Raw genomic sequence first — 22,689 nt, 5'->3', positions numbered from 1 at the left:
GGTACAGGGGCATGCTGCCGATCAGGCAGCGGCGCCTTCGGACTTCTTGGTGGCCACGGCGGCGATACCCCGTGCCAGGCTGGACATCGGCGACTGCAGCAGGCCGCAGATCTGTGCCAGCAGGACTTCGCGCGTCGGGATGTTGGCCAACGCTTGTACGCCTGCCTTGTCCAGCGCCTTGCCGCTGTATGCACCCGCCTTGATGACGAGCTTGTCGTTGGCCTTGGCGAAGTCGGACACGACTTTCGCTGCGGCAACGGCGTCTTCCGAGAAGCCATAGATCAACGGACCGGCCATCTGCTCGGAGGCGACTTCAAACGAAGTGCCCTTCACAGCACGACGTGCCAACGTGTTCTTGAGAACGCGCAGGTAGACGCCCTTGGCACGCGCATCGCTGCGCAGCTTGGTCAGGTCCGCGACCGTTGTGCCCCGGTATTCGGCCAGCACGAGCGTTTGCGACTTCGCAACTTGCGCTGCGACTTCGGAAACGACGGCTTCCTTTTCACCACGATTGAGACTCAAGGTCTTGCTCCTAAAAACGTGAACGGCTTGCGCTGCTCACACCCGGTTTCAGCGACCTTCTGTTCAGGCTTTGGGTCGGGCGTGTCGCCCAACCCGCAAATCCGTTCCAGCGGGTTCGCCATCTGCGTTGGCTTGGGGAGCACCCCCTGCATTGAGCGGACAGCCGTCCACGCCAACGGTCTTTGATAGCCCCCGCATCCGTTGCCAGATGCGAGGCCCACCAATTTCTTACTTACGCTGATGCCTGGGCAGTCAGCGAAGCGGTATCGACCTTCACGCCGACGCCCATCGTCGAGGACACGGCCACCTTGCGCAGGTAGACGCCCTTGGACGATGCGGGCTTGGCCTTGTTCAGGGCCTCGACCAGCGCAGACAGGTTCTGCTTGAGTTGGTCTTCGGAGAACGAAGCGCGGCCGATCGTGGCGTGGACGATGCCGGCCTTGTCGGTGCGATACTGAACCTGACCGGCCTTGGCGTTCTTTACGGCAGTGGCAACATCCGGCGTCACGGTGCCGACCTTCGGGTTCGGCATCAGACCGCGCGGACCAAGGATCTGACCCAGCGTACCGACAATGCGCATCGTGTCGGGCGAGGCGATCACCACATCGAAGTTCATGTTGCCGGCCTTGATCTGGTCGGCCAGATCTTCCATGCCGACGATGTCTGCGCCCGCGGCCTTGGCTTCTTCGGCCTTGGCGCCCTGCGCAAACACGGCGACGCGCTTGGTCTTGCCGGTGCCTGCGGGCATGACAACTGCGCCGCGAACAACCTGGTCAGACTTCTTGGCGTCCACGCCGAGTTGGATGGCGACATCCACAGACTCGTTGAACTTGGCCTTGGAGCATTCCTTGACGAGGGACAGGGCAGCGTCCACGGTATACAGCTTCTGCGGCTCAACCTTGGCACGAATGGCTTGCAGGCGCTTTGCGATCTTTGCCATGTTCAGACCCCTTCCACGGTGATACCCATCGAGCGGGCGGAGCCGGCGATGGTCTTGACGGCTGCATCCATGTCGGCAGCAGTGAGGTTGGGCATCTTGGTCTTGGCGATTTCTTCAGCCTGCGCGCGCGTGATCTTGCCGACCTTGTCGGTATGGGGCTTGGAGGACCCCTTGTCGATCTTGGCTGCCTTCTTGATCAAGTAGGTCGCCGGGGGCGTACCCATCACGAAGGTGAAGCTCTTGTCCGCGAAGGCGGTGATGGTCACGGGAATCGGCATGCCGGGCTCCATGCCCTGAGTCTGGGCGTTGAAGGCCTTGCAGAATTCCATGATGTTCAGGCCGCGCTGACCGAGAGCGGGGCCGATGGGGGGCGAAGGGTTGGCCTTGCCCGCCGGGACTTGCAGCTTGATATAGCCGACGATTTTCTTTGCCATGTTGGCAGTCCTTTGGCGAGTGATAGCGCGCGGTCGGTTGCCTCGCTGGGCCTCCTAATGGCGCTCCTCTTGCCTCCGACAGTGCAACCGGCGAACCGATTGCCGCGCCCGGAGGCTTGGCGCGAATCTTTACAGCCCTCGCCTCAAGTCTTCTCGACCTGGGTGAAGTCCATTTCGACGGATGTGGCGCGACCGAAAATGGTCACGGACACACGCAGCTTGTTCTTGTCGTAGTTGACTTCCTCGACGGAGCCGTTGAAGTCCGTGAACGGGCCTTCCTTGACGCGAACCAGCTCGCCCACCTCGAAGAGCACCTTGGGGCGCGGCTTTTCTGCACCGTGCTCCATGTCTGACAGGATCTTGTCGACTTCGCTTTGTGGCAGCGGCGTAGGCTTGTTGCCCTTGCCACCGACGAAACCGGTGACCTTGTTGGTGTTCTTGACGAGATGCCAGGTCTCGTCGGTCATGTCCATCTCGACGAGGACATAGCCAGACAGCAGACGGCGCTCCTGCACGACCTTCTTGCCGTTCTTGACCTCGACCACCTCTTCGGTGGGAACAAGAATGCGGCCGAACTGATCGCCCATTCCGGCGCGGGAAGCGCGCTCGGCGATCGCCTTCTGCACGCTCTTCTCCATGCCGCTGTAGGCATGCACGACGTACCACTTCATGCTCATCAGCCTCTCCACTTCAGCAGCAGGTCGTACAGGGCCCACTCAAGGACCTTGTCCGTGACAAACAGGAAGATCGCCATGATGGCCACGAAGGCAAAGACGATCAGCGTGGTCTGGATCGTTTCCTTGCGAGTGGGCCACACCACACGGCGCGCCTCGTTGTACGAGTCACGCGCGTAACCGATGAACTGCTTGCCCGGCTGCGAGAACCAGGCAACAGCCAGACCCAGAATGATCCCGCCCAGCAGAACCACCAGGCGCACAGCGGTCGGCTGCTCAGTGAGGAAGCTGTAGCCCACGATGCCACCGGCCGCGATCAGCACGGCCAGCGCAACGATGACATACCCGCTCTTGGAGCCGACGGTTTCTACGCTCTGGTTCGACATACAACCCTAAACGGTTCAATGGCCAGCGAGTCGCTGGCAGGGGCGGAGGGAATCGAACCCCCAGCCTACGGTTTTGGAGACCGTCGCTCTGCCAATTGAGCTACGCCCCTGCGGTTCGGATGGGTGGCTGCACACGCAACCGCCCGTCACTGGCATTTGGACAAAAGGCCCGACCGTCATGGCCGGGCCTGAATGTCCGACTGACTGAGGAATTACTCGATGATCTTTGCCACGACGCCGGCGCCCACGGTGCGGCCGCCTTCGCGGATGGCAAAGCGCAGGCCTTCTTCCATGGCGATCGGGGCGATCAGCTTGACGGTGATCGTCACGTTGTCGCCAGGCATCACCATTTCCTTGCCCTCGGGCAGCTCGATGGCGCCGGTGACGTCGGTGGTGCGGAAGTAGAACTGCGGACGGTAGTTGTTGAAGAACGGCGTGTGACGGCCGCCTTCTTCCTTGCTCAGCACGTACACCTCGGCGGTGAAGTGGGTGTGCGGCTTGATGGAGCCCGGCTTGCACAGCACCTGGCCGCGCTCGACGTCTTCACGCTTGGTGCCGCGCAGCAGGATGCCGACGTTGTCACCGGCCTGACCCTGGTCAAGCAGCTTGCGGAACATTTCCACGCCGGTGCAGATGGTCTTCTGGGTGTCCTTCAGACCAACGATCTCGATTTCTTCGCCGACCTTGATGACGCCGCGCTCGACGCGACCAGTCACCACGGTGCCGCGACCGGAGATAGAGAAGACGTCTTCGACGGGCATCAGGAAGGTACCGTCCACAGCGCGCTCGGGCGTGGGGATGTAGCTGTCCAGGGCGTCGGCCAGCTTCATGATGGCGCCTTCGCCCAGCTCGCCCTTGTCACCTTCGAGGGCCAGCTTGGCCGCACCGCGGATGATGGGGGTGTCGTCACCGGGGAAGTCGTACTTGCTGAGCAGCTCGCGCACTTCCATCTCGACGAGCTCAAGCAGCTCGGCGTCGTCGACCATGTCGCACTTGTTCAGGAAGACGATGATGTAGGGCACACCGACCTGACGGGCCAGCAGGATGTGCTCGCGGGTCTGGGGCATGGGGCCGTCAGCAGCCGAGCACACGAGGATGGCGCCGTCCATCTGGGCGGCACCGGTGATCATGTTCTTGACGTAGTCGGCGTGACCCGGGCAATCCACGTGGGCGTAGTGGCGGTTCTGGGTCTCGTACTCGACGTGGGCGGTGTTAATGGTGATGCCGCGCGCCTTCTCTTCGGGCGCCGCGTCGATCTGGTCGTAGGCCTTGGCTTCGCCACCGAACTTGGTGGACAGCACGGTGGTGATCGCAGCCGTCAGCGTGGTCTTGCCGTGGTCCACGTGACCGATCGTGCCCACGTTGACGTGCGGCTTGGTGCGCTCAAACTTGCCTTTTGCCATTTCCGACAGCTCCTGAAAAGAACGTTGGTTTTGCTTCAAAGAGAAGTGGTGCCCATGGCGGGAATCGGACCCGCGACCTCTCCCTTACCAAGGGAGTGCTCTACCACTGAGCCACATGGGCATCTGATGCGCACCGGCAGTCGGCGCGACATCGAAAACTGCTTGACCGGGCGCTGGAGCGGGAGACGGGAATCGAACCCGCGTCATTAGCTTGGAAGGCTAAGGTTCTGCCATTGAACTACTCCCGCCTACCGCTTCCGCGGCGCAGCCAAAAGGGCGTCACCGCAGACCACTCAGACCCACCTGCCCCGACACCGAGGCTGGCTTGGTCTTTCCGACACTTTGGGTTGGTGGAGGAGGCTGGATTCGAACCAGCGTAGGCGTAAGCCAACAGATTTACAGTCTGCCCCCTTTAGCCACTCGGGCACCCCTCCGCAACTCGCACATCGGCCCGCTTTGCGAGTTCGCAAACCCGCCCGGCGTGCCGCGTCGGAAGAACCCGAGATTATGGGCACTTGCGAAGCCGCTGTCAATTTGCCAGGTGCGCTGAGTCGCCGATTCGCCTTGAGTCGCGCCTCGAAACCCGAGGACCCCGGCACTGGCAGCCAAGCATGCATCCGGCGGACTGGACCCGTCGTCGCCTCGCCAATCCACCTCGCGGTGTCAACGCACTATTAATTGATCGATCGATCGATTAACTTTCTGGGCAGATGTGCCATTTGAATGCCCCGGCACAGCGACTCCGCCACTGCCCCTCGGCAACCCACCCTCGCGCCCTCCAAACCCCATGGACACCATGCAAACAGAGGCCTGGCACTTGGCCCAGATCAACCTCGCTTACGGCCGATTTCCCGTGAATTCCCCGGAGATGCGGGGCTTTGCCGACGCAATCGATGAAATAAACGCACTGGCCGACGCCACACCGGGGTTTGTCTGGCGCTACATGACAGACAGCCGGGACCCGCTGCAACGCGAGTTTGCAGATGCAAATGTGCTGCTCAACATGAGCGTCTGGCGCGACTTGGCGAGTCTGCAGCACTTCACCTACCGCAGCGCCCACGGGCCGGTGTTTGCGCGGCGCAAGGACTGGTTCATTGCATGGCCCGAGGCTGTTGCGCGCCTGCCCGAGTTCGCGCCCGGCACGCCGCCGGTGGCGCTCTGGTGGGTGCCGGCGGGCACGCTGCCCACCGCGGCGCAGGGCATCGAGCGCCTGCGCTGGCTGGGTGAACACGGCCCGAGCCCGCAGGCATTCGGCTTCAAGCACGCATTTTCACCTTCAGGCTTGCCCATCGAACGCTGAGACACGCCCCCAGGCATGGCCCGCCCAATCGCCCCCGACCACGCCGACAAGCGCGCCGCCCTGCTGCGTGCCGCCGCGCAACTGTTTGCGGTGCAGGGCTACGCGGCCACAGGCATCGCGCAACTGGCCGCGGCGAGCGGCGGCTCCAAGGCGCGCCTGTACCACTACTTTCCGACCAAGCAGGCGCTGCTCCAGTCACTGCTGGCCGACCATCTGCAGCGCCTGGCCGACGCGCTTCAGCAGGTGCATGAGCAGGCCGATCAGCTCGATCTCGACGGCGAAGCCCGGCTGGCGCTGCTGATGCATCGCATGATCGTGCTCGGTTCACGACACGCGGACACCGCAGCGGTGCTGAGGCATGAACTGCGCCAGCTAGATGCTGCCGCACAGGCCGCATTGGCGCCGCAGATTGCCGAACTGGAGCAGCTGCTGGACCGCGCCATCACCGGTGCGGCGCCTGCGCTGGACGCAGTACGGCTGCCCGCGATGCGCGCCGCGCTGCGCGGGCTGATCGATGCGCCCCTGTCAGCGGCACTCGAAGCGGGTTCCGACGCCCGGCCCGACGCCGCCACGCATCATGCGGCGCGCTACGCCGAGCAGGCCGCGGGCTTGTTCGTGCATGGTCTGCGGGGCATGCTCGCGACATCACAACACCCGGGCCGCGCGCGCTGATCTTGCGACGCACCGGCCAACTGCGGAGAAGACCGTCATGAAGCTTCTGGTGCTGGGCGGCAGCCGATTCGTTGGCCGCCATATCGTGCAGGCCGCGTTGCAGGCGGGCGACGAGGTCACGGTCTTCAACCGCGGCCAGAGCGGCACCGGGCTCTTTGCCGATGTGCGCCAGCTGATTGGTGACCGGCGCGGCGACTTGAGCGCGCTGGCCAGCGGGCAGTGGGATGCGGTCATCGATACCTGCGGCTATCTGCCCGGCGAAGTGCGCGCCAGCACGGCGGCGCTGGCCGGCCGGGTGCAGCGCTATGCGTTCATCTCCACGATTTCTGTCTACGCGAGCTTTGCCGCGCCCAATCATGAAGGCAGCCCGCTTGGCCAGACCGACACGCCGGGCACCACCACCGTGGACGCCAACACCTACGGGCCCCTGAAGGCGCTGTGCGAACAGGCCGTGACAGACGCCTTCGGAGACGCGGCGCTGATCATCCGCCCCGGTCTCGTTGTCGGCCCGCATGACCCGACGCAGCGCTTCACCTACTGGCCGGCGCGGGTGGAGCGCGCGAGCGACTTCGACCCCATCCTCGCACCCGGCGCGCCAGAAGACCCGATCCAGTGCATCGACGTGCGCGACCTGGCGGCTTTCACGCTGCATGCGCTGCGCACGGGCGCAAGCGGCGGCGCGTTCAACGCCGCCAGCGCGCCGGGGCAATTCAGCATCGGCGCGTTGCTGGCCAGCTGCGCGGCCGCCACCTCACGGCAACCCCGCTTTGTATGGGCCGACAGCGAAGCGCTTGCGGAGCACGGGATTGCGGCCTGGACCGACATGCCCGTCTGGGCCGCGCCGGCGGGCGATACGGCCGGGCTGGCGCTAACGGACACCGCCCGCGCTCAAGCCGCCGGCCTGGCCATCCGCCCGCTGCTGCAGACGGTGCTGGACACCCTGCAGTGGCTGCACAGCCTGCCTGCTGCGGAGCGCGCCATCACCAAGGCAGGGCTGAGCGCCGAACGCGAGGCCGCGGTGCTGGCTGCCGCCGGGATTGAGTAGGTACTTTTTCGGCCACAAAAAAGCGCTTCTTCAACAACCCGAAGAAGCGCTTCATAGAGCCGAAAACCGGCCTATTGACCCATGAATTTTAGGTCAATAACGGCCAAATTTCAGTTCTGCTTGGGCACCGGCTTCACGTCACCGCGGTCCACACGCCCCTCGCCCAGGATGGCGCGCACTGCAGACGTCTCGACCAGCCGCTCGACCTGCTCGGACAACTGCTCCGGCGTGAACTGGGCGCCCACGTCCAGCGCCGTGCTCTTGGGGTCGTACAGCTTGATGTAGTCAAGGCGCTGCTCGCGCTTGAGGACCTTCATGGTCTTGGCGTCATAGGTCGTGATCTCGAAGTAGAAGTAGGGCGCAACATACGTACTCGAGCGTGATCGCGTGCGCTCGTTGCCCTTGCCCGCACCGAAGGTCACGTCATCGCCATCAGGAGCAGTCGCGCCCACGTTGATCGCGCCGCTGACGCCGTCGAGTCCCACTTCCTGCCGCTCCAAGGGCTGGACATACACCCCGACGCCGGCGAACTTGCTGCCCATGCCATTCACCTCGCTGAAGCGGTAGGCCGGGGTCACGGTGATGATCTGGTCCCACTGCTTGCGTTCAGGCATGGCTGTGAGATACGGCACCAGCACGTTGGAGGTCACGGACCCGCGCTGATCGTTGCGGGCGGCAAGGATGCGCTTGTACTCGGCCTCGCTGGGCTGGAAGTTCAGCAACACGCGCTTGCTGGTGGGGTCCTGACGCTCGACGGCACGATCGAGCCCCCGCAACACGGCCCAGTTCAGCGCCTGATCGGGTACGGCAAGCGTGGCGCGTGTGTAGGGCTCGATATTGGACCCCACCTGGCGACGCTGGCGCACGTACTGCAAGCGGTCGCCGATTGCGGCCACAAGTGCAATCACCGGTCCTTGCGGTGCAGCGGCTGCAGCCGCGGGCGACGCAGCCGGTGCGGTTGCGGGCACCTGCGCGGAAGATGTTGCAGCCCAGGCAGAGCAGGCGATCAGGCCAGCGATGCGCGTGGCGAACGAAAAGCGAGGAGAAGTCGTCATTTGGAGGCTCCGAGGGCGCGATGCGCAGTCTGTTGGCACCGGCAAAGCAGGATTATGGGTGTCGATGTGCTGTTCGTCCGTGACTGAGTGCTCGAACTGCCGGAATTGCGGGATGAATGGCGGGTGGACCGCGACAGCGCACGCGCTTTGCATCGGATCAAGATGCTGCAGCGGCGCTGCGGGCGCGATGCGCATGAACAGTCGGCTTTGTGGCAACCTCGACGAGTAACTGCCGCCTACGCATTCACCATGTCGCTTGCCTACCTCACCCACGCCTCCAGCCTCAAGCACGCCATGGGCACCGGTCACCCGGAGTGCCCGGCGCGGCTGCAGGTGATTCAGGACCGTCTGCTGGCCGAGGGGCTGATGGACGGACTGGCCGCATACGATGCACCAGCTGCGAGCATCCAGCAGATCCTGCGGGTGCATCCGGAGCATCACTTGAATGGCCTGATGGCCGTGGCGCCGACCGAGGGCATGGTGCATCTGGACCCGGACACCGCCATGAACCCCTTCACCCTCACCGCCGCGCTGCATGCCGCCGGCGCCGTGGTGCATGGAGTGAACCTGGTGATGAGCGGCCAGGCCCGCCGCGCCTTCTGCGCCGTGCGCCCGCCAGGTCACCATGCCGAGCGCCACCGCGCCATGGGCTTCTGCTTCTTCAACAACCTCGCCGTGGGCGCAGCCCATGCCATGGCCGAGTACGGTGTTGCGCGCGTGGCGCTGATCGACTTCGACGTGCACCACGGCAACGGCACGGAGGACATCTTTGCCGGTGACGAGCGCGTGCTCATGCTCTCCACCTTCCAGACCGATCTCTACCCCTTCCTGGGCGACGTGCCCAAGGGGCCGAACATGGTCAACGTGCCGCTGAAGCGCTACACGGACGGCAAGGCCATGCGTGCCGCCGTGACCGAGCACTGGCTGCCCGCACTGGCCGCCTTCCAGCCTGAGCTCATCATGATCAGCGCCGGCTTTGACGCACATCGTGCCGACGACATGGCGCAACTGGGCTGGCAGGACGCCGACTACCGCTGGCTGACCCACGTGCTGTCCGACGCAGCCGACCGCTGGTGCGCAGGCCGCATCGTCAGCACGCTCGAAGGCGGCTACGACCTCGATGCTCTGGCGCGCAGCGTCGCCCTTCACGTGCGGGTGCTGGCCGATCTGGACACGCCCATGGCCGAGTTGCCGCCGCTGCCCGACAGCACGGCGGGGGCGGTGCTCGCAAGCGCGGCAGCCCGGCAAGTGGCAAGCCGTCCGCGTACAGCCCCGGCCGCCTGAGTGCGCGACCATGGCCCACGCGCTCTCCGCCCTGTTCGACCCGCGCCGCGTGCTCGTGGTGCACGGCCACACGCTCGATCTGCTGCGCAACCGCCTGCTGGACGCCTTGCCCGAGCGCACCGCCGGCACGGTTGCGATCAGCCGTGTGGGCACGGATGCCGAGGGGCGCTTCAAGGCGCCTGCGGGCAAGTTTGATCTGGCACTGCTGCTGGTGCCGGACGAGCAACTGCTCGCCGCCGTGCGCTGCGCCGCGGAGAACGGCGTGGCCCGCGTGCTGGTGGCACCCGGCGACACGCCTACGGAGCTGACCCAGGCCTGTCACGTGGCGGCCGATGCCGGCGGCTGCATCATGCTCGGGCCGCACGCTTTCGGCATGCAGCGACCACATCTGCAGCTCAACGCCAGCCTGGCGGAGGCCACAGCCGCCCCAGGCAACATCGCGGTCATTTCGCAAAGCACCTCCCTCACCCTGGCCATCCTGGACTGGGCGGCCGACACGCGGGTGGGCTTCTCGCTGGTGAGCAGCGCGGCGCCCGAGGGCCCGGTGGGCGTGGCGCAACTGCTGGACTTCTGCGCCACCGACCCCAAGACCACGGCCGTGGCGCTGTACATGGACACCAAGCCGTCCACGCCGGCGCACACGCGGCGCTTCATGAGCGCGCTACGAGCCTGCGCAGCCAGCAAGCCGGTCGTGGTGCTCAAGCCCACGGGTGATGGCCCGCCCACCGACGCCCCGGTCGTGGAGGTGCGCGAGGACGAGGCCGTGTTCAACACCGCGCTGTCTCGCGCGGGCGCCGTGCGCGTGTGGTTCTTCATCCAGATGTTCTCGGCCATCAAGCTGCTGGGTAGCCGGCAGCGGCCCCAGGGGCGGCGTCTGGCCATTCTGTCCAACAGCACGGCCGCGGCGCGCATGGCCGTGGACTGGGGCCAGCGCGTGCGCGTGCGGGCGCGGGCCACGGAACTCTCCAGCACCGTCTCGGGTGCAAAGTCCGCCGATGTAGCGCAGGCCTGGAGCGTGCAGATCAGCCGCGCGCTGGCCGACGAGGCCAATGACGGGGTGCTGATCATGGTCACGCCCACCGCCACGCTCACGGACGCGGTGATCGAGGAGCTTGCCGCGCTTGGCAAGGCCCGCACCGAGGCCCCGGACAAGCCGCTGCTGGCCTGCGTGCTGGGCGACGCCCGCGCCCGGCCCCTGCGCCAGATCTTCGAGAAGCACGGTATCCCCGCCCTGCGTACGCCCGAGGCCAGCGTGGACGCCTTCGGCAACTTGGCGAGCTTTCGCTACAACCAGGAGCTGCTGCAGCAGATTCCCGCACCGATTGCCGCACACGCGCCTGCCGACCTGGACGGCGCGCGCGCACTGATGCAGCACGTACTCGACCACGAGCAGCGCGCCATGACCGGCGTCACTGCCTTGTCGGTGCTCTCGGCCATCGGCCTGCCGGTGGCGCGCGCCGCGTACGCCACGGATGCCACCGCCGCCATCATGGCCGCACAGCAGATCGGCTTTCCGATCGTGATGAAAGTGCAGGGCGAGGGCATCATCCAGAAAAGCCGCGGCGGTGGCGTGGCGCTGGATCTGCGCAACTCGCGCGAGCTGCAGGAGGCGCTGGTGCAGATCAAGGCGAACGCCCAGCGCGCCTACCGCAGCGCCACGGTGGCCGGCGTGCTGGTGCAGCAGATGGTGACCGACAGCACCGCGCCGGACGACGCGCCCGAACTCATGCTGCGCGTGCAGCGCCACCGCCTGTTCGGCCCGGTCATCAGCTTCGGCGCCGGCGGCACGGCCGCGCACCTGATCGATGACGCCGCCAGCGAACTCGCCCCGCTGAACCGCTTCCTGGCGCAACGCCTGATCGAGCGCACGCGTGTCTCGCAGGTGCTGGCCAACCGGCCGGACGCCGACCAGCTCATGACCGGCCTGCAGAACCTGCTGCTGGCCGTGAGCGAGGCGGTCTGCGAGCTGCCGCAGCTCAGCGGCATCGACATCAACCCCATCATGGTGGCCGATGGCGAACTCAAGGTGGCCGACGCGACCCTGCAGCTCTCGCGCGAGCCGATCGAGCCGCGCGACCGCTATGCGCACATGGTCATCCACCCCTACCCGGCCGACCTGGTGCGTGAGGCCACCATGCGCAGCGGCGAGCGCTACGTGCTGCGCCCCATCCGCCCCGAGGACGCCCGCGCGCTGCAGGCCTTCGTGAAGAACGACCTGTCCGAAGAGAGCCGCTACATGCGCTTCATCAGCAGCATGAAGGAGCTCACGCCCTCCATGCTCAAGCGCTACACCCAGATCGACTACGACCGCGAAATGGCGCTCGTGGCCACACTCGATGACCCGCAACAGCTGGGCACGGAGCGCATCATCGGCGTGTCCCGCTGGCTGCTGAACCGCGACGCCACCACCGCCGAATACGCCCTGGCCGTGGGCGACGGCCACCAGCGCCAGGGTGTGGGTGGCGCGCTCATGCGCATGCTGGAAGAGGTGGCGCGCAAGAAGCACCTCAAGGCCATTGAAGGTTTCGTGCTCAACACCAACGACGGCATGCTCGGCCTGATGACCGGCCTGGGCTACAAGTCTGAACGCTACGAGGATGACCCGAGCATGCGGCGGGTGTGGAAGGCGCTGGATTGAGCACATCCATGCCGACTCTCAAGCAACTCAATGGAAAGTTGTTTGACGGAATCGAGCTTGTTCCGGTGTTTCAGGTGCGCCTCGAACCAGAAGACTTCAAAGCCAACTTGGGAATCCAGTTTCAAGAGGACTTCGATGATCTGGACAGATTCATTTGGGCTGCAATCGAAACGAGCTCGGGCCACCAGTTCGCGCTGACTCGCTACGTCCGGAACCCCGGAAGCGGAACCACCGCCTGGATGCCGAGGGGAACGTTTTCGCCACAAATTCATGTTCCTAGTTTCCTGGTCGCGACCGGCTTGCTCGATTCCGACATCACTTGGGTGCGAGTTGATTGAGCTGGACTGTCCTCTCAAGCTAGCGTCCTGTTCGTTCGCCTAGTTGTAGCCCTCGCAAGCACCACTATCGCCCCGCGCCCCGCACTGGCACCATCGCACCCATGAGACATCTCACCCCGAAAGATGCGTGGGCCTTCGTGCAGGCCCGGCCCGATGCGCTGTTTGTCGATGTACGCATGGAAATCGAATACCTCTACGTCGGCCACCCGCCGGGCGTGGTGAACATTCCCTGGTACGAATACCCGGAGTTCACGCCGGACGCCGCTGACTTTGTCGCGCAGGTGCTGCGCGCAGCCAAGGGCGACAAGACGCGGCCGGTGGTGCTGCTCTGCCGCTCGGCCAAGCGCACGCTGGAAGCCGGTGCCGCGCTGGAAGAGGCTGGCTTCACGGACGTGGTGAACGTGCTGGAAGGCTTCGAGGGCGAACTGGACGAGAACATGCACCGGGGCACGACGGGGGGTTGGCGCTTTCACGGTCTGCCCTGGGAGCAGATGTGAGCAAAGCCGCTGCTGCCCAGACCGCGCAGATCGATCACCTCGTGGTGGCCTGCCGCGATCTGGCGCAGGCCGCGGCCTGGTGCGAGGCCACCTTTGGCATGGCTGCGGCGCCCGGCGGGCAGCATCCGCTGATGGGCACGCACAATCTGCTGCTCAATCTGAATGACGGCATCTATTTCGAGATGATCGCCATTGACCCGAGCTTGCCCGCGCCGGCCGGGCCGCGCTGGTTCGGGCTGGATGATCCGGTGGTGCGCGACGCGATTGAGCACGGCCCGCAGCTGGTGCACTGGGTGGCACGTGCGAGCCAACCATTGAAAAGCGATGCAGACACCGAGGTGCGCGACTTCGAACGCAGCATCTACCGCTGGCAAATGGCCCTGCCGCGCACAGGCGATGCGGCAGCCATGCGCCGCCTGGGCGGCTGCCTGCCGCTGGTGATTCACTGGAAGGCGAACGAGGCCGGCGAAGTGCCCCACCCCACGCAGAAGCTGCCGACCAGCCATGTGCGCCTGAAGAGCTTCAGCCTGCAGCACCCGGATCTGCCGGCCCTGCGCAGCGGGCTGCGCGCGATCGGCTTTGCGCCGGACCCGGCGGTGAAGACGCCCGTGCTGCCGGGGGCCGCGCCGATGCTCAGCGCGGAGTTTGATGCGCCCAGCGGGCCGGTGGTGCTGACGAGCCCGATGCTCTGAACGCCGCACCAGCACTCATTTCATCCATTTTCGGACTGAATTTGAGAGTGAATCGATAACCGGCTTTCCGCGCATCAGGCAAGCGGAAAGCCGATTTTTTGCACTTCCAAATAGATGCAATTCGGCCATGCTGGCTTTGCTAGCTATGCCTTCACCAGCGGCCGGATCTGCGTGAAGCCGCCGTCCACCGGGATCACCTGGCCGGTGAGGCGGGCAGCCTGGTTGGAAAGCAGCCAGTCCACCACGGCGGCGACTTCATCGGCCTGCTGCACGCCGCCCAGCGGGTACTGCGCTGCCGCGCCAGCGCGCATGGCCTCCATCTTGAGCAGGCCGGCGGTCATGGGCGTTTCAGTCATGCCGGGGGCCACGGCGTTGATGCGGATGCCCTGCGGCGCGTAGGTGGCAGCGGCGCTGCGTACCAGCGCTTCCACGGCGCCCTTGGCAGCGGCAATGGCCTCGTGGTTGGCCACGCCAATGCGCGCCACCACACTCGACGCAAACACCGCGCTGGCGCCGCGTGCGGCCTCGGGCTCCGCGCGCAGGGCGTCCACCCATACCGTGAGCATGTGAAAGGCGCTGTCTGCGTTCACGCGCATGACCTCGGCGTACTGCGCCGCCTTGGTACGGTGCGCCGGGGCGATCAGCGTGCTGCCGACCAGGTGCGCCAGCAGCGTGGGCAGGCCGAGCTGCTCGCGCGTGGCGGCCAGTGCCGCGGCGGCGCCCTCGGGCGTGGTGACGTCTGCCGCAATGGCGGCGTCGGCTTGCAGGTCGGTAAGCGATGCAGCGTCGCGGCCCACGGCGGCCACGCGCACGCCGCGGGCCTTGAGGCGCTGCACCAGGGCGCGGCCAATGCCGCCGCGGGCGCCGGTGATGAGTGCGATCTGGGAAGTCATGGGTGTTCTTTCTTGTCGTTGGCGTTCAGTGGTTGAAGAGTGAGGCTTGCGGCGGGCCGCCGAGCAGATCGGCCACGTCCTTGGCCTGCTTGGTGGCGCGGGTCCAGTACTGGGTGAAGGAGCTGCAAGGCCGTTCGACGGCGGGGAACAACGCAGGCTCCGGCATGAGCTTCAAGCGGCGCAGGCCGGCGGGCAGATGCGGATCGTCTATGCCGTGCACCTGCGTGGCGGCGCGCAGGGCATCCACCAGCGCGTTGGTGGGCGCGGACCAGACAGCGGCAGGCGCGAGCTCGGCCACGCGCGCCAGCACAAACTGCCAGCGCCGCTCGCTCCAGGGCAGGCGCGCCCAGCACTCCTGGGGCAGCACGGCAATGCGCAGGGTCTCTGTCGGCAGCTCGGCCGGCACCTCGTCCAGCGCCCAGGGGTGGATCAGCCAGACGCTCTGGCCGCGGACCGCCGCGGCGTCCGGGGTGGTGACGGGCAGCGCCGCCAGCGCATCCGCGGGTGGCGCGCTGTGCAGGGCCGGCTCGTCCGCGCCCGGGCCGCTGGCCGCGGGTGCTGCGATGCGCTGGCGGCCGCGCGCGATGAGGTCGAGCGTCTCGTAGCTCGTGTCGATCACCGTGCCCGGGCTGTGCCACTCGGGCGGCGCGTAGCGGGCCACGTTCTCGGCGTTGAAGAGATAGGGCTTGTGGCTGCCGGTGCCGGCCACCCATTGCCAGCTCAGGTGGTTGCTGGCCAGATCGCCATCGAGCAGGTGGCAGTACAGCCAGTCCGCCCCGGCGCGCCAATGCACCTTGCGCACATGCACCACATAAGAGGCCAGCCACATGCGTGCATGGTTGTGCAGCCAGCCGCTGCGGTAGAGCATGGCCACGGCCTGATCGATCACCGGCACACCGGTGCGCCCTGCGCGGATGTCGGCGGGCAGGTCGCTCGCATAGGCGGCGCGCGGCAGCGGGCCTTCGTGCAGGTCGTCCAGGATGTCCCGGCCGAGATGGCCCCAGGCATGGCGGAAGAAGGCGCGCCAGCCGAGCTCGAAGATGTACTTGTGCTCCACCGGCAGCGCGCCACGCTGGCGCAGGCGGGCGGCGATCTCCGGCAGGCGCGTGAAGCCATGCGTGATGTAGGGCGACAGTGCGCTCACCGCACCGGCGAGGTGATTGCGTGTGGCGGCGTAGCGGGCCAGCTGGATGGCCTCGATGCGCGCCAGTGCGGCCTCGCGCGTGGCGGGAAAGTCCGGTTCAAGCACGGCTTGCGCGGTGGAATCCAGACGCTCATGGGCGCGGTGCCAGCGGCGGTTCACTCGAAGAGCTCCTGTTGGGGTGAGGGTGTGGCGGGGGTCTTGCCGCGGCGTGCAGGCCGGCGCGGACCGGCAGCGGGGGCGCGCTTCTGGCCGGTCTGCGGCAGTCCGCTCTTGCGCGAGCCATGGCGCTGCTGCACAGCATCGGCTTCCTCGCGCACCTCGTCATGCTTGCGCAGGCCGTAGAGCACGGTCTTGGCATTCGCGAGTGCAGCGCGCTCATCCACGATGGGTGCGGGGTAGTCCGGCGTGCCCCACTCCGGCACCCAGCGGCGCACGAACACGCCGTCCGGGTCGTGATCAGCCATCTGCTTGGCCGGTGAATACATGCGCAGGGTGTTGATGCCGGTGGTGCCGCTTTGCATCTGCATCTGGCTCCAGTGGATGCCCGGCTCGTAGTCCAGGAACTGCTGCGCCAGGTGCAGGCCAGGCAGCCGCCAGTGCAGCCAGAGCTGGTAGGCGGCAAAGCTCACCAGCATGGCGCGCATGCGGAAGTTGATCCAGCCCGTGGCATTGAGCGCACGCATGCAGGCATCCACCATTGGGAAGCCCGTACGCCCTGCTTTCCAGGCGGCGAGCTTGGCTTCGTCCTCGGCGGCCATTGCCACGCCCTCGTCACCGGGGCGCAGGCCGTCGTAGCTGCGGGCAAAGTTGCGCCACTCGATGCTCGGCTCGTCTTCGAGCTTCTGCATGAAGTGGCAGTGCCAGCGCAGGCGGCCGGTGAAGGCGCGCAGGTTGCTGGCCAGCGTGCGGTCCTCGGTGAGCGCGATTGCGCGCTCGCTCGCCTGGTGCACGGTGCGCATGGACAGGCTGCCGATGGCGAGATGCGCCGACAAGCGGCTGCAGGTCTCGGGCGCGGTGTTGGGGCTGGACAGGCCGCGCCGGTAGCCCCGGCCCCGGCTGGCGAGGAAGCTCTTGAGCAAAGCGCGGGCGGAGGATTCACCCGCGTCCGGCAGCGGCTGTGCGACCGCCGGGAGATGCAGCGCGCTCAGTGTCGGCAAGGCGCCCAGTTGCTCGAAGCCCGGCCGCCAGCCCGGCCAGGCGTCGGGCGGCGGCACGATGGCAGCATCCATGCGCGCCTGCCAGCGCCCGGCCCAGCCGGTCCGAGAGCGTAGGCGTCGCACCACGCCGGTCTGGGTGGCCTCCAGCCAGTGCACGCCTGCCGCGGCGCACCACTGGCCCACCGCAATGTCGCGCGCGTAGGTCCAGGCAGCGCCAGTCTCCTCGTGGCTCAGCAGGTGAGTGAACGCAAACTGCTCGCGCACCTGCTGCAGCACGGGCACGGCCGAACCCACACGCACGAGCAGCGGCATGCCGCGTGCGTGCAGAGCTTCGCGCAGCGGAGCGAGCGTGGCCAGGGCAAAGGCCAGATGTTGCGGGGCGAAGGCGCCATCGGCCCACTGCTCGGGCTCGATGATGTAGAGCGCGGCGGCTGTTTCAGCCGTGGCGGCCAGGCGCAGTGGCGCGTGGTCACGGGCGCGCAGGTCCCGCTTGAGCCAGACGAGCGCGCGCGTGCCACCGGGCGCGGCGGGCAAGGCAGGCAAGTCATCAGCGGCGGCGGACCACAGCGGCATGTGAGTGCGTACTCGCGAGCGGCTCGGGTTTGGAAAGTTCGCGCCAACACCGGCCCGAGCGACTGGTCAGAAAACCAAAACCCGCCCGGCAGCCGAGGCTGCGGGGCGGGCGAACTTCAAACGGAAAGCGGCTTGGCTCTTATGTGCCGGGCTGACCCGGCGCGGTGGTCTTCACGCGCGCCGGGCGCCCTGAGGAGGAGAGGGTTGCCGTGCTGCTTCCATGGAGGTGCGTCGAATTGCTTCGGTTCGAATTACTTGGGAAGAATCACGGAGTCGATCACGTGGATCACGCCGTTGCTGGCCTTGACGTCGGTGGCGGTGACGTTCGCGCCGTCCACCGTGACCTTGCCGCCGGCCACCGCGACGGTGATCTCACCGCCCTGCACGGTCTTGACCTTGCCCGGCTTGACGTCCTTGGCCATCACGGTGCCCGGCACCACGTGGTAGGTCAGCACGGCGGTCAGCTTGGCCTTGTCCTTGAGCAGCGCGTCCAGATCAGCCTTGGGGATCTTGGCGAAGGCGGCGTCCGTCGGCGCGAACACGGTGAAGGGGCCCTTGCCCTTGAGCGTGTCCACGAGACCGGCCTGCTTCAGCGCGGCGGCCAGCGTCTTGAAGTTGCCCGCGCCCACGGCGGTGTCGACGATGTCCTTGGCGGCAAAGGCCGGGCTGGCGGCCATCAGGCCGAAAGCGGCGACGGCGAACAGTTTCTTGATCATGGAGGAGCTTCCTTCGTGGAGTGTGGTGTTTGCGGCAGCCGTTGTGACTGTGCCGACCGGATAGATACTACATGGTATCTATTGGTTCCACACGGTAGTGTTTGCGAGACTCAGTGAAAACCCTCACTTTTGGCCGCGCGACCCGCAGCGTGTTTGCACGCACTTACTTAGCTGCGATGTCGTCTGTACACCGCATCCAGCGCAATTCGACGCATTCGCCACGCTGCGAATGCGCGACAATAACCACCGAGTAGCAAAAATGCGATGCGCGTCAACGTCGCAGCTTTGCTCGGGCCAGGCGCGCGCTGCGCGTCGCCCCGCACGAACCGAGATCGCCATGTCTGCCTCTGCCTTGCTGTCCGTCACCCAGCCCGCCCCCGCCATCGCGCCCGCACGCCGCCCCTCCTTCCGCGAGCAGCAGTTCGCCGCGCGCGAGCAGGCCATCCTGACCGCGGTGAATCGCCTGCTGGCCACGAAGGGCTATGACCTGATGACGATGGACGAGGTGGCCGGCGAGGTCGGCATCGCCAAACCCTCGCTCTACAAGCACTTCGTGAGCAAGGAGCAGCTGGCAGCCGTGGCCATGGAAAAGCTGCTGGACCGCATGCTGGACGTGATCTCCGCCCAGCCCCTGACGCAGGCACCAATCGACAGCCTCAAGCAGGTACTGCGCTGGGCACTCAAGGCCCATCTGGACGGCAGCATGCCGCTGCTGCCCAGCACGCGCTCGTCCCTGCGCGCCGCGCTGGTGAACCACGCGCCCTATTTCGAGCGCCTGGTGAAGATGACCGAAGCCATGGGCACCTGGATCGAAGCCGCCAAGGCCGATGGCAGTGTCTCCGGCACTCTGCCCAGCGAGGTGGTGATGTACACCCTGTTCGCCCGCGCCTGCGACCCCACGCTGGAGTTCCTGCGCGAGACCGGCCAGTACACCGACGAGCAAATCGTCGAGCTGATGGTGACCACCTGTTTTGGCGGGCTGGCGTCGCGCTAGGGCCGACGGCATCGAGGCGCACCGCCTCGAACCGAGCTGGCCGAAAGTGAATTAATGTGACTGGGCCGATAGGCCGACTTCCGCATATTCAGCGCGGATCTCGGCGCATTTTCAGCCTCAAAAAATTACGACCGGAAACGATCTAAACCAGCACTGGTGCGGCTTTCGAGCCGGCAACTCAGCCCGCCTTGCGGCGCGTTCAGCCCTCGAATCGCCCCGCGCTGCGGTTCTTGCGTACCGTCTCCCAGCCGAACACCTGCGCGTTCATCGCCACGTACACACCGGGCGCTGCAGTGGTGGCCACGGCGGCGGCAAAGCCCAGGTTGAAGAGCGCGTCGCTGCCGCGGATGCTGTAGGGCACCATCGCGCCGGTGATCACCACGGTCTTGCCCGAGCCCTTGAGCGCGGGGCCGAGCACACGCGCCGTCTCGGGCATGGTGTCGGTGCCGTGGATGATGACGATGCGCGTGGCGGCCGTGGTCTGCACGCTCGCCAGCACGCGCTGCCGGTCGGCGTCCTGCATGTCGAGCGAGTCCATCAGCGGCAATGCGTCGATGCTGACGGCACCGTTGATGCGGCAGCGCTCGACGATCTCGTGCAGATGGCTCCGCGCGAAGCCCAGTTGCCCGGCGATGGGGTCGTAGGTTTTGTCGAAGGTGCCGCCGGTGGCGATCAGATGCAGGCTGGGTGCGCTCATGGGATGTTCAGCTTTTCAGGATTTGATTGAGATTTCGTTGGCAAGGGGCTCGCCGCGCTCGAACTGACTCACGCTGATCAAGGTAGTGGCCATGATGGTGCCCACGGCCTCGCGCGTGAAGAAGGCCTGGTGCCCCGTGACGATCACGTTCGGAAAGCTCACGAGGCGCTGGATCACGTCGTCCGTGATGATGCTGGCCGACAGATCCTGGAAGAACAGATCCGCCTCCTGCTCATACACATCAATGGCGAGACCACCGAGTTGGCCGGTCTTGAGCGCCTCGATGGCTGCCTCCGTGTCCACCAGACCGCCACGGCTGGTGTTGATCAGCAGCGCGCCGCGCGGCATGGCGGCCAAGGACTGCGCGTTCACCATGTGCCGCGTGGCGGGCGTCAGCGGGCAGTGCAGGCTCAGCACCTCGCTCGCTGCCACCACCTCGGGCAGGGGCCGGTACTCGCCGCCCAGGGCCGTGAACTCCGGATTGACCTGCACATCCGCACCGAGCACCGTGCAGCCGAAGCCGCGCATGATCCGGGCAAACACGCAGCCGATCTTGCCGGTGCCCACCACACCCACAGTACGGCCATGCAGATCGAAGCCCATCAGGCCGTCGAGCTCGAAGTTGCCGTCGCGCGTGCGGTTGTAGGCGCGGTGGATCTTGCGGTTCAGCGCCAGCAGCAGGCCCACGCCAAATTCGGCCACCGAGTGCGGTGAGTAGTTTGTGACGCGCACCACCTTCATGCCCAGGCGCGCAGCAGCAGCCAGATCGATGTGGTTGAAGCCCGTAGAGCGCGTGGCCACCAGGCGCGTGCCGCCGGCATGCAGGGCGGCCAGGGTCGCTGCATCCACGCTGTCGTTCACAAACACGCACACCGCAGGACAGCCCGAAGCGAGCGCGGCGGTGGCCCGTGTCAGGCGGACGTCGAAGAACACGATTTCGTGCCCAGGGGCCGCATTGGCCTCATTGAGCAGGTCGCGGTCATATTTGCGGGTGCTGAAGACGGCGAGCTTCATGCGCAGGCGCTCTCGATGGCCATGGATGGGGTTTGTGCCTACTCGCAATTCCGCAGCGCAGCACAAGGGCACTGAAACCTAACATTTTGCCCAGAACACATCATGCACTGGGGCGCCGCGCAGTCTGCAGGCGCCCTTCGCATATCTGAAGCTTTGCAAAGGAACAGACCATGCTGGTCGCCTCGGTTTTCATCTACCTGCTCATCACCCTGGCCATCGGCCTGTTCGCCGTGACCAAGGTGAAGTCCGGCACGGACTTCGCGCTGGCTGGCCGCTCGCTGCCGCTGATCATGATCGTGACCATGACCTTCGCCACCTGGTTCGGCGCAGAGACGGTCCTGGGCGTGTCGGCCAAGTTCGTGAGCGACGGTCTGGACGGCTTGTGGAGTGACCCCTTCGGCGCGGCGCTCTGCCTGATTCTGGTGGGTCTGTTCTTTGCCTACAAGCTCTACCAAATGACGCTGATGACGATCGGCGAGTACTACCGCCATCGCTACGGCAAGAGCGTGGAGATCTTCTGCGCCGTGACCATCATCCTGAGCTATCTGGGCTGGGTGGCCGCGCAGATCACGGCCCTGGGCCTGGTGTTCAACCTGCTCTCAGGCGGTGCCATCAGCGCCGAGGCGGGCATGGTGCTGGGCGCGGCCGTGGTGCTGATCTACACCTTTGCCGGTGGCATGTTTGCGATTGCCTTGACCGATTTCCTGCAGATGATGGTGATCATCGTCGGCCTGGTGGCGATTGCGGTGTTTGCCGGCAGCCTGGCCGGCGGTGCGGACAAGGTGATGGAAGTGGCGCAGCAGCGTGACCTGCTGAGCTTCGCGCCGGAGCCGAGCGTGGCCGGCTGGCTGGCCTTTGCCGCCGCGGTGGTGACCATGATGTTCGGCAGCATCCCGCAGCAGGACGTGTTCCAGCGCGTGATGAGCGCCAAGGACGCCGACACCGCGCGCAAGGGCCCGATCATCGGCGGCATCGCCTACCTGCTGTTCGCCTTCGTGCCCATGTTCATCGTGGCGAGTGCCGTGCTGATCATGCCCAACATCGACGCCATGCTGAAGGACGATCCGCAGAAGGTGCTGCCCACGCTGGTCATGGAGCACATGCCTGTGGCGCTGCAGATCGCCTTCTTCGGTGCGTTGATCTCGGCGATCATGTCCACGGCCAGCGCCACCCTGCTGGCCCCAGCCACCACCTTCACCGAGAACATCCTCTCGCACATGCGCAAGACACCGCTGGACGGCAAGGCTCAACTGAAGGTCATGCGCATCACGCTCGTGGTCTTCACGCTGATCGTGCTGGGCTATGCGCTGATGAAGCAGGGCACGCCGATTCACACCCTGGTGGCTGAGGCCTACACGGTCACGCTGGTGGGTGCCTTCATTCCGCTGGTGGCCGGTCTGTACTGGAAGCGCGCCACCACGCAGGGCGCGATCCTGTCGATCATCCTGGGCATCGGCTGCTTCCTGCCCTTCCGGCTCGATGAGCAACTCGGTGCCGCCTTCCCGAACCAGCTGGCGGGTCTGGCGGGTGCGGCCATCGGCATGCTGATCGGCTCGCTGGCACCGCAATTCATCAGCGACAAGCAGCAGCGCCTGGCGCACGCCGCTTGATCAACGCACGC

General features: G+C 66.1%; 23 protein-coding genes and 4 tRNA genes. 10 read left to right on the top strand and 17 right to left on the bottom strand.

Annotation, left to right across the window (positions count from 1 at the left end; all coding sequences use genetic code 11):
- Positions 1-21 precede the first annotated feature (21 nt).
- The 10 genes from rplJ to ACMDW7_RS01745 form a co-directional block, all read right to left on the bottom strand.
- Complete coding sequence (gene rplJ / locus ACMDW7_RS01790; RefSeq protein WP_377306122.1) at positions 22-522, bottom strand: 50S ribosomal protein L10; 501 nt, start codon at positions 520-522, stop codon at positions 22-24.
- A 232-nt stretch (positions 523-754) separates the two neighbouring features.
- Positions 755-1,462 carry a 50S ribosomal protein L1 gene (gene rplA, locus ACMDW7_RS01785; RefSeq protein WP_377306124.1) on the bottom strand — a complete coding sequence of 236 codons (708 nt, stop codon included), beginning with the start codon at positions 1,460-1,462 and terminating at the stop codon, positions 755-757.
- Between the two features lie 2 nt (positions 1,463-1,464).
- Positions 1,465-1,896, bottom strand: coding sequence for a 50S ribosomal protein L11 (gene rplK / locus ACMDW7_RS01780; protein WP_377306126.1), 432 nt, complete (start codon positions 1,894-1,896; stop codon positions 1,465-1,467).
- A gap of 143 nt (positions 1,897-2,039) precedes the next feature.
- Positions 2,040-2,573, bottom strand: a complete 534-nt coding sequence (nusG, locus tag ACMDW7_RS01775; RefSeq protein ID WP_377306128.1) for a transcription termination/antitermination protein NusG — start codon at positions 2,571-2,573, stop codon at positions 2,040-2,042.
- Positions 2,573-2,956: a preprotein translocase subunit SecE gene (gene secE / locus ACMDW7_RS01770; protein WP_377306130.1), complete on the bottom strand. Its 384-nt coding sequence runs from the start codon at positions 2,954-2,956 to the stop codon at positions 2,573-2,575. The genes nusG and secE overlap by 1 nt, the downstream gene beginning before the upstream one ends.
- A gap of 34 nt (positions 2,957-2,990) precedes the next feature.
- Positions 2,991-3,066, bottom strand: a tRNA-Trp gene (locus ACMDW7_RS01765).
- 102 nt (positions 3,067-3,168) lie between these two features.
- On the bottom strand, positions 3,169-4,359 hold the full coding sequence (tuf, locus tag ACMDW7_RS01760) for an elongation factor Tu (RefSeq protein ID WP_377304296.1): 1,191 nt from the start codon (positions 4,357-4,359) through the stop codon (positions 3,169-3,171).
- Positions 4,360-4,405: 46 nt separating this feature from the next.
- Positions 4,406-4,480, bottom strand: a tRNA-Thr gene (locus ACMDW7_RS01755).
- A gap of 53 nt (positions 4,481-4,533) precedes the next feature.
- Positions 4,534-4,607, bottom strand: a tRNA-Gly gene (locus ACMDW7_RS01750).
- Between the two features lie 100 nt (positions 4,608-4,707).
- A tRNA-Tyr gene (locus tag ACMDW7_RS01745) sits at positions 4,708-4,793 on the bottom strand.
- Between the two features lie 353 nt (positions 4,794-5,146).
- Between ACMDW7_RS01745 and ACMDW7_RS01740 the strand changes: the two genes are divergently transcribed.
- Genes ACMDW7_RS01740 through ACMDW7_RS01730 form a run of 3 tightly spaced genes read left to right on the top strand, consistent with a single transcriptional unit; the run spans position 5,147 to position 7,376 of the window.
- On the top strand, positions 5,147-5,659 hold the full coding sequence (locus tag ACMDW7_RS01740) for a DUF3291 domain-containing protein (RefSeq protein WP_377303608.1): 513 nt from the start codon (positions 5,147-5,149) through the stop codon (positions 5,657-5,659).
- A gap of 15 nt (positions 5,660-5,674) precedes the next feature.
- The gene (locus ACMDW7_RS01735) at positions 5,675-6,331 is read left to right on the top strand and encodes a TetR/AcrR family transcriptional regulator (protein ID WP_377303610.1); all 657 of its coding nucleotides are present in this window, start codon (positions 5,675-5,677) and stop codon (positions 6,329-6,331) included.
- A 37-nt stretch (positions 6,332-6,368) separates the two neighbouring features.
- A complete protein-coding gene (locus ACMDW7_RS01730; protein ID WP_377303612.1) occupies positions 6,369-7,376 on the top strand; it encodes an NAD-dependent epimerase/dehydratase family protein in 1,008 nt (335 codons plus the stop codon).
- Between the two features lie 110 nt (positions 7,377-7,486).
- On the opposite strand, the gene ACMDW7_RS01725 is transcribed toward ACMDW7_RS01730, so the two are convergent.
- Positions 7,487-8,431, bottom strand: coding sequence for a hypothetical protein (locus ACMDW7_RS01725; protein ID WP_377303614.1), 945 nt, complete (start codon positions 8,429-8,431; stop codon positions 7,487-7,489).
- A 249-nt stretch (positions 8,432-8,680) separates the two neighbouring features.
- Here ACMDW7_RS01725 and ACMDW7_RS01720 point away from each other — a divergent pair, with 249 nt between their 5' ends.
- The 5 genes from ACMDW7_RS01720 to ACMDW7_RS01700 all read left to right on the top strand — a co-directional run bounded on the left by ACMDW7_RS01720 (position 8,681) and on the right by ACMDW7_RS01700 (position 13,880).
- On the top strand, positions 8,681-9,715 hold the full coding sequence (locus ACMDW7_RS01720) for a histone deacetylase family protein (RefSeq protein WP_377303616.1): 1,035 nt from the start codon (positions 8,681-8,683) through the stop codon (positions 9,713-9,715).
- A 10-nt stretch (positions 9,716-9,725) separates the two neighbouring features.
- Positions 9,726-12,353, top strand: coding sequence for a GNAT family N-acetyltransferase (locus tag ACMDW7_RS01715; RefSeq protein WP_377303618.1), 2,628 nt, complete (start codon positions 9,726-9,728; stop codon positions 12,351-12,353).
- A gap of 8 nt (positions 12,354-12,361) precedes the next feature.
- Complete coding sequence (locus ACMDW7_RS01710; protein WP_377303620.1) at positions 12,362-12,691, top strand: hypothetical protein; 330 nt, start codon at positions 12,362-12,364, stop codon at positions 12,689-12,691.
- 101 nt (positions 12,692-12,792) lie between these two features.
- On the top strand, positions 12,793-13,188 hold the full coding sequence (locus ACMDW7_RS01705; RefSeq protein WP_377303622.1) for a rhodanese-like domain-containing protein: 396 nt from the start codon (positions 12,793-12,795) through the stop codon (positions 13,186-13,188).
- Positions 13,185-13,880, top strand: a complete 696-nt coding sequence (locus ACMDW7_RS01700) for a VOC family protein (protein WP_377303624.1) — start codon at positions 13,185-13,187, stop codon at positions 13,878-13,880. The genes ACMDW7_RS01705 and ACMDW7_RS01700 overlap by 4 nt, the downstream gene beginning before the upstream one ends.
- Before the next feature lie 143 nt (positions 13,881-14,023).
- On the opposite strand, the gene ACMDW7_RS01695 is transcribed toward ACMDW7_RS01700, so the two are convergent.
- The 4 genes from ACMDW7_RS01695 to ACMDW7_RS01680 form a co-directional block, all read right to left on the bottom strand.
- Positions 14,024-14,773: an SDR family NAD(P)-dependent oxidoreductase gene (locus ACMDW7_RS01695; RefSeq protein WP_377303626.1), complete on the bottom strand. Its 750-nt coding sequence runs from the start codon at positions 14,771-14,773 to the stop codon at positions 14,024-14,026.
- 25 nt (positions 14,774-14,798) lie between these two features.
- Complete coding sequence (locus ACMDW7_RS01690; RefSeq protein ID WP_377303628.1) at positions 14,799-16,076, bottom strand: FAD-binding domain-containing protein; 1,278 nt, start codon at positions 16,074-16,076, stop codon at positions 14,799-14,801.
- A complete protein-coding gene (locus tag ACMDW7_RS01685) occupies positions 16,073-17,647 on the bottom strand; it encodes a cryptochrome/deoxyribodipyrimidine photo-lyase family protein (protein ID WP_377303630.1) in 1,575 nt (524 codons plus the stop codon). Before ACMDW7_RS01685 ends, ACMDW7_RS01690 begins: the two co-directional genes overlap by 4 nt.
- A 251-nt stretch (positions 17,648-17,898) precedes the next feature.
- On the bottom strand, positions 17,899-18,363 hold the full coding sequence (locus ACMDW7_RS01680) for a fasciclin domain-containing protein (protein WP_054126692.1): 465 nt from the start codon (positions 18,361-18,363) through the stop codon (positions 17,899-17,901).
- 337 nt (positions 18,364-18,700) lie between these two features.
- On the opposite strand from ACMDW7_RS01680, the gene ACMDW7_RS01675 reads away from it, so the two are divergent.
- Complete coding sequence (locus tag ACMDW7_RS01675) at positions 18,701-19,357, top strand: TetR/AcrR family transcriptional regulator (protein WP_377303632.1); 657 nt, start codon at positions 18,701-18,703, stop codon at positions 19,355-19,357.
- A 199-nt stretch (positions 19,358-19,556) separates the two neighbouring features.
- On the opposite strand, the gene ACMDW7_RS01670 is transcribed toward ACMDW7_RS01675, so the two are convergent.
- Together ACMDW7_RS01670 and ACMDW7_RS01665 are read right to left on the bottom strand one after the other, a co-directional pair.
- Positions 19,557-20,054, bottom strand: a complete 498-nt coding sequence (locus tag ACMDW7_RS01670; RefSeq protein ID WP_377303634.1) for an asparaginase domain-containing protein — start codon at positions 20,052-20,054, stop codon at positions 19,557-19,559.
- 15 nt (positions 20,055-20,069) lie between these two features.
- Positions 20,070-21,068: a 2-hydroxyacid dehydrogenase gene (locus tag ACMDW7_RS01665; RefSeq protein WP_377303636.1), complete on the bottom strand. Its 999-nt coding sequence runs from the start codon at positions 21,066-21,068 to the stop codon at positions 20,070-20,072.
- A gap of 170 nt (positions 21,069-21,238) precedes the next feature.
- Here ACMDW7_RS01665 and ACMDW7_RS01660 point away from each other — a divergent pair, with 170 nt between their 5' ends.
- Positions 21,239-22,678 carry a sodium:solute symporter family protein gene (locus ACMDW7_RS01660; RefSeq protein ID WP_377303638.1) on the top strand — a complete coding sequence of 480 codons (1,440 nt, stop codon included), beginning with the start codon at positions 21,239-21,241 and terminating at the stop codon, positions 22,676-22,678.
- Positions 22,679-22,689: the final 11 nt, after the last annotated feature.

This window comes from Piscinibacterium candidicorallinum, assembly GCF_047549485.1.
Classification (GTDB): Bacteria; Pseudomonadota; Gammaproteobacteria; order Burkholderiales; family Burkholderiaceae_C; genus Piscinibacterium; species Piscinibacterium candidicorallinum.
This window is presented reverse-complemented; position numbering and strand designations above follow the sequence as displayed.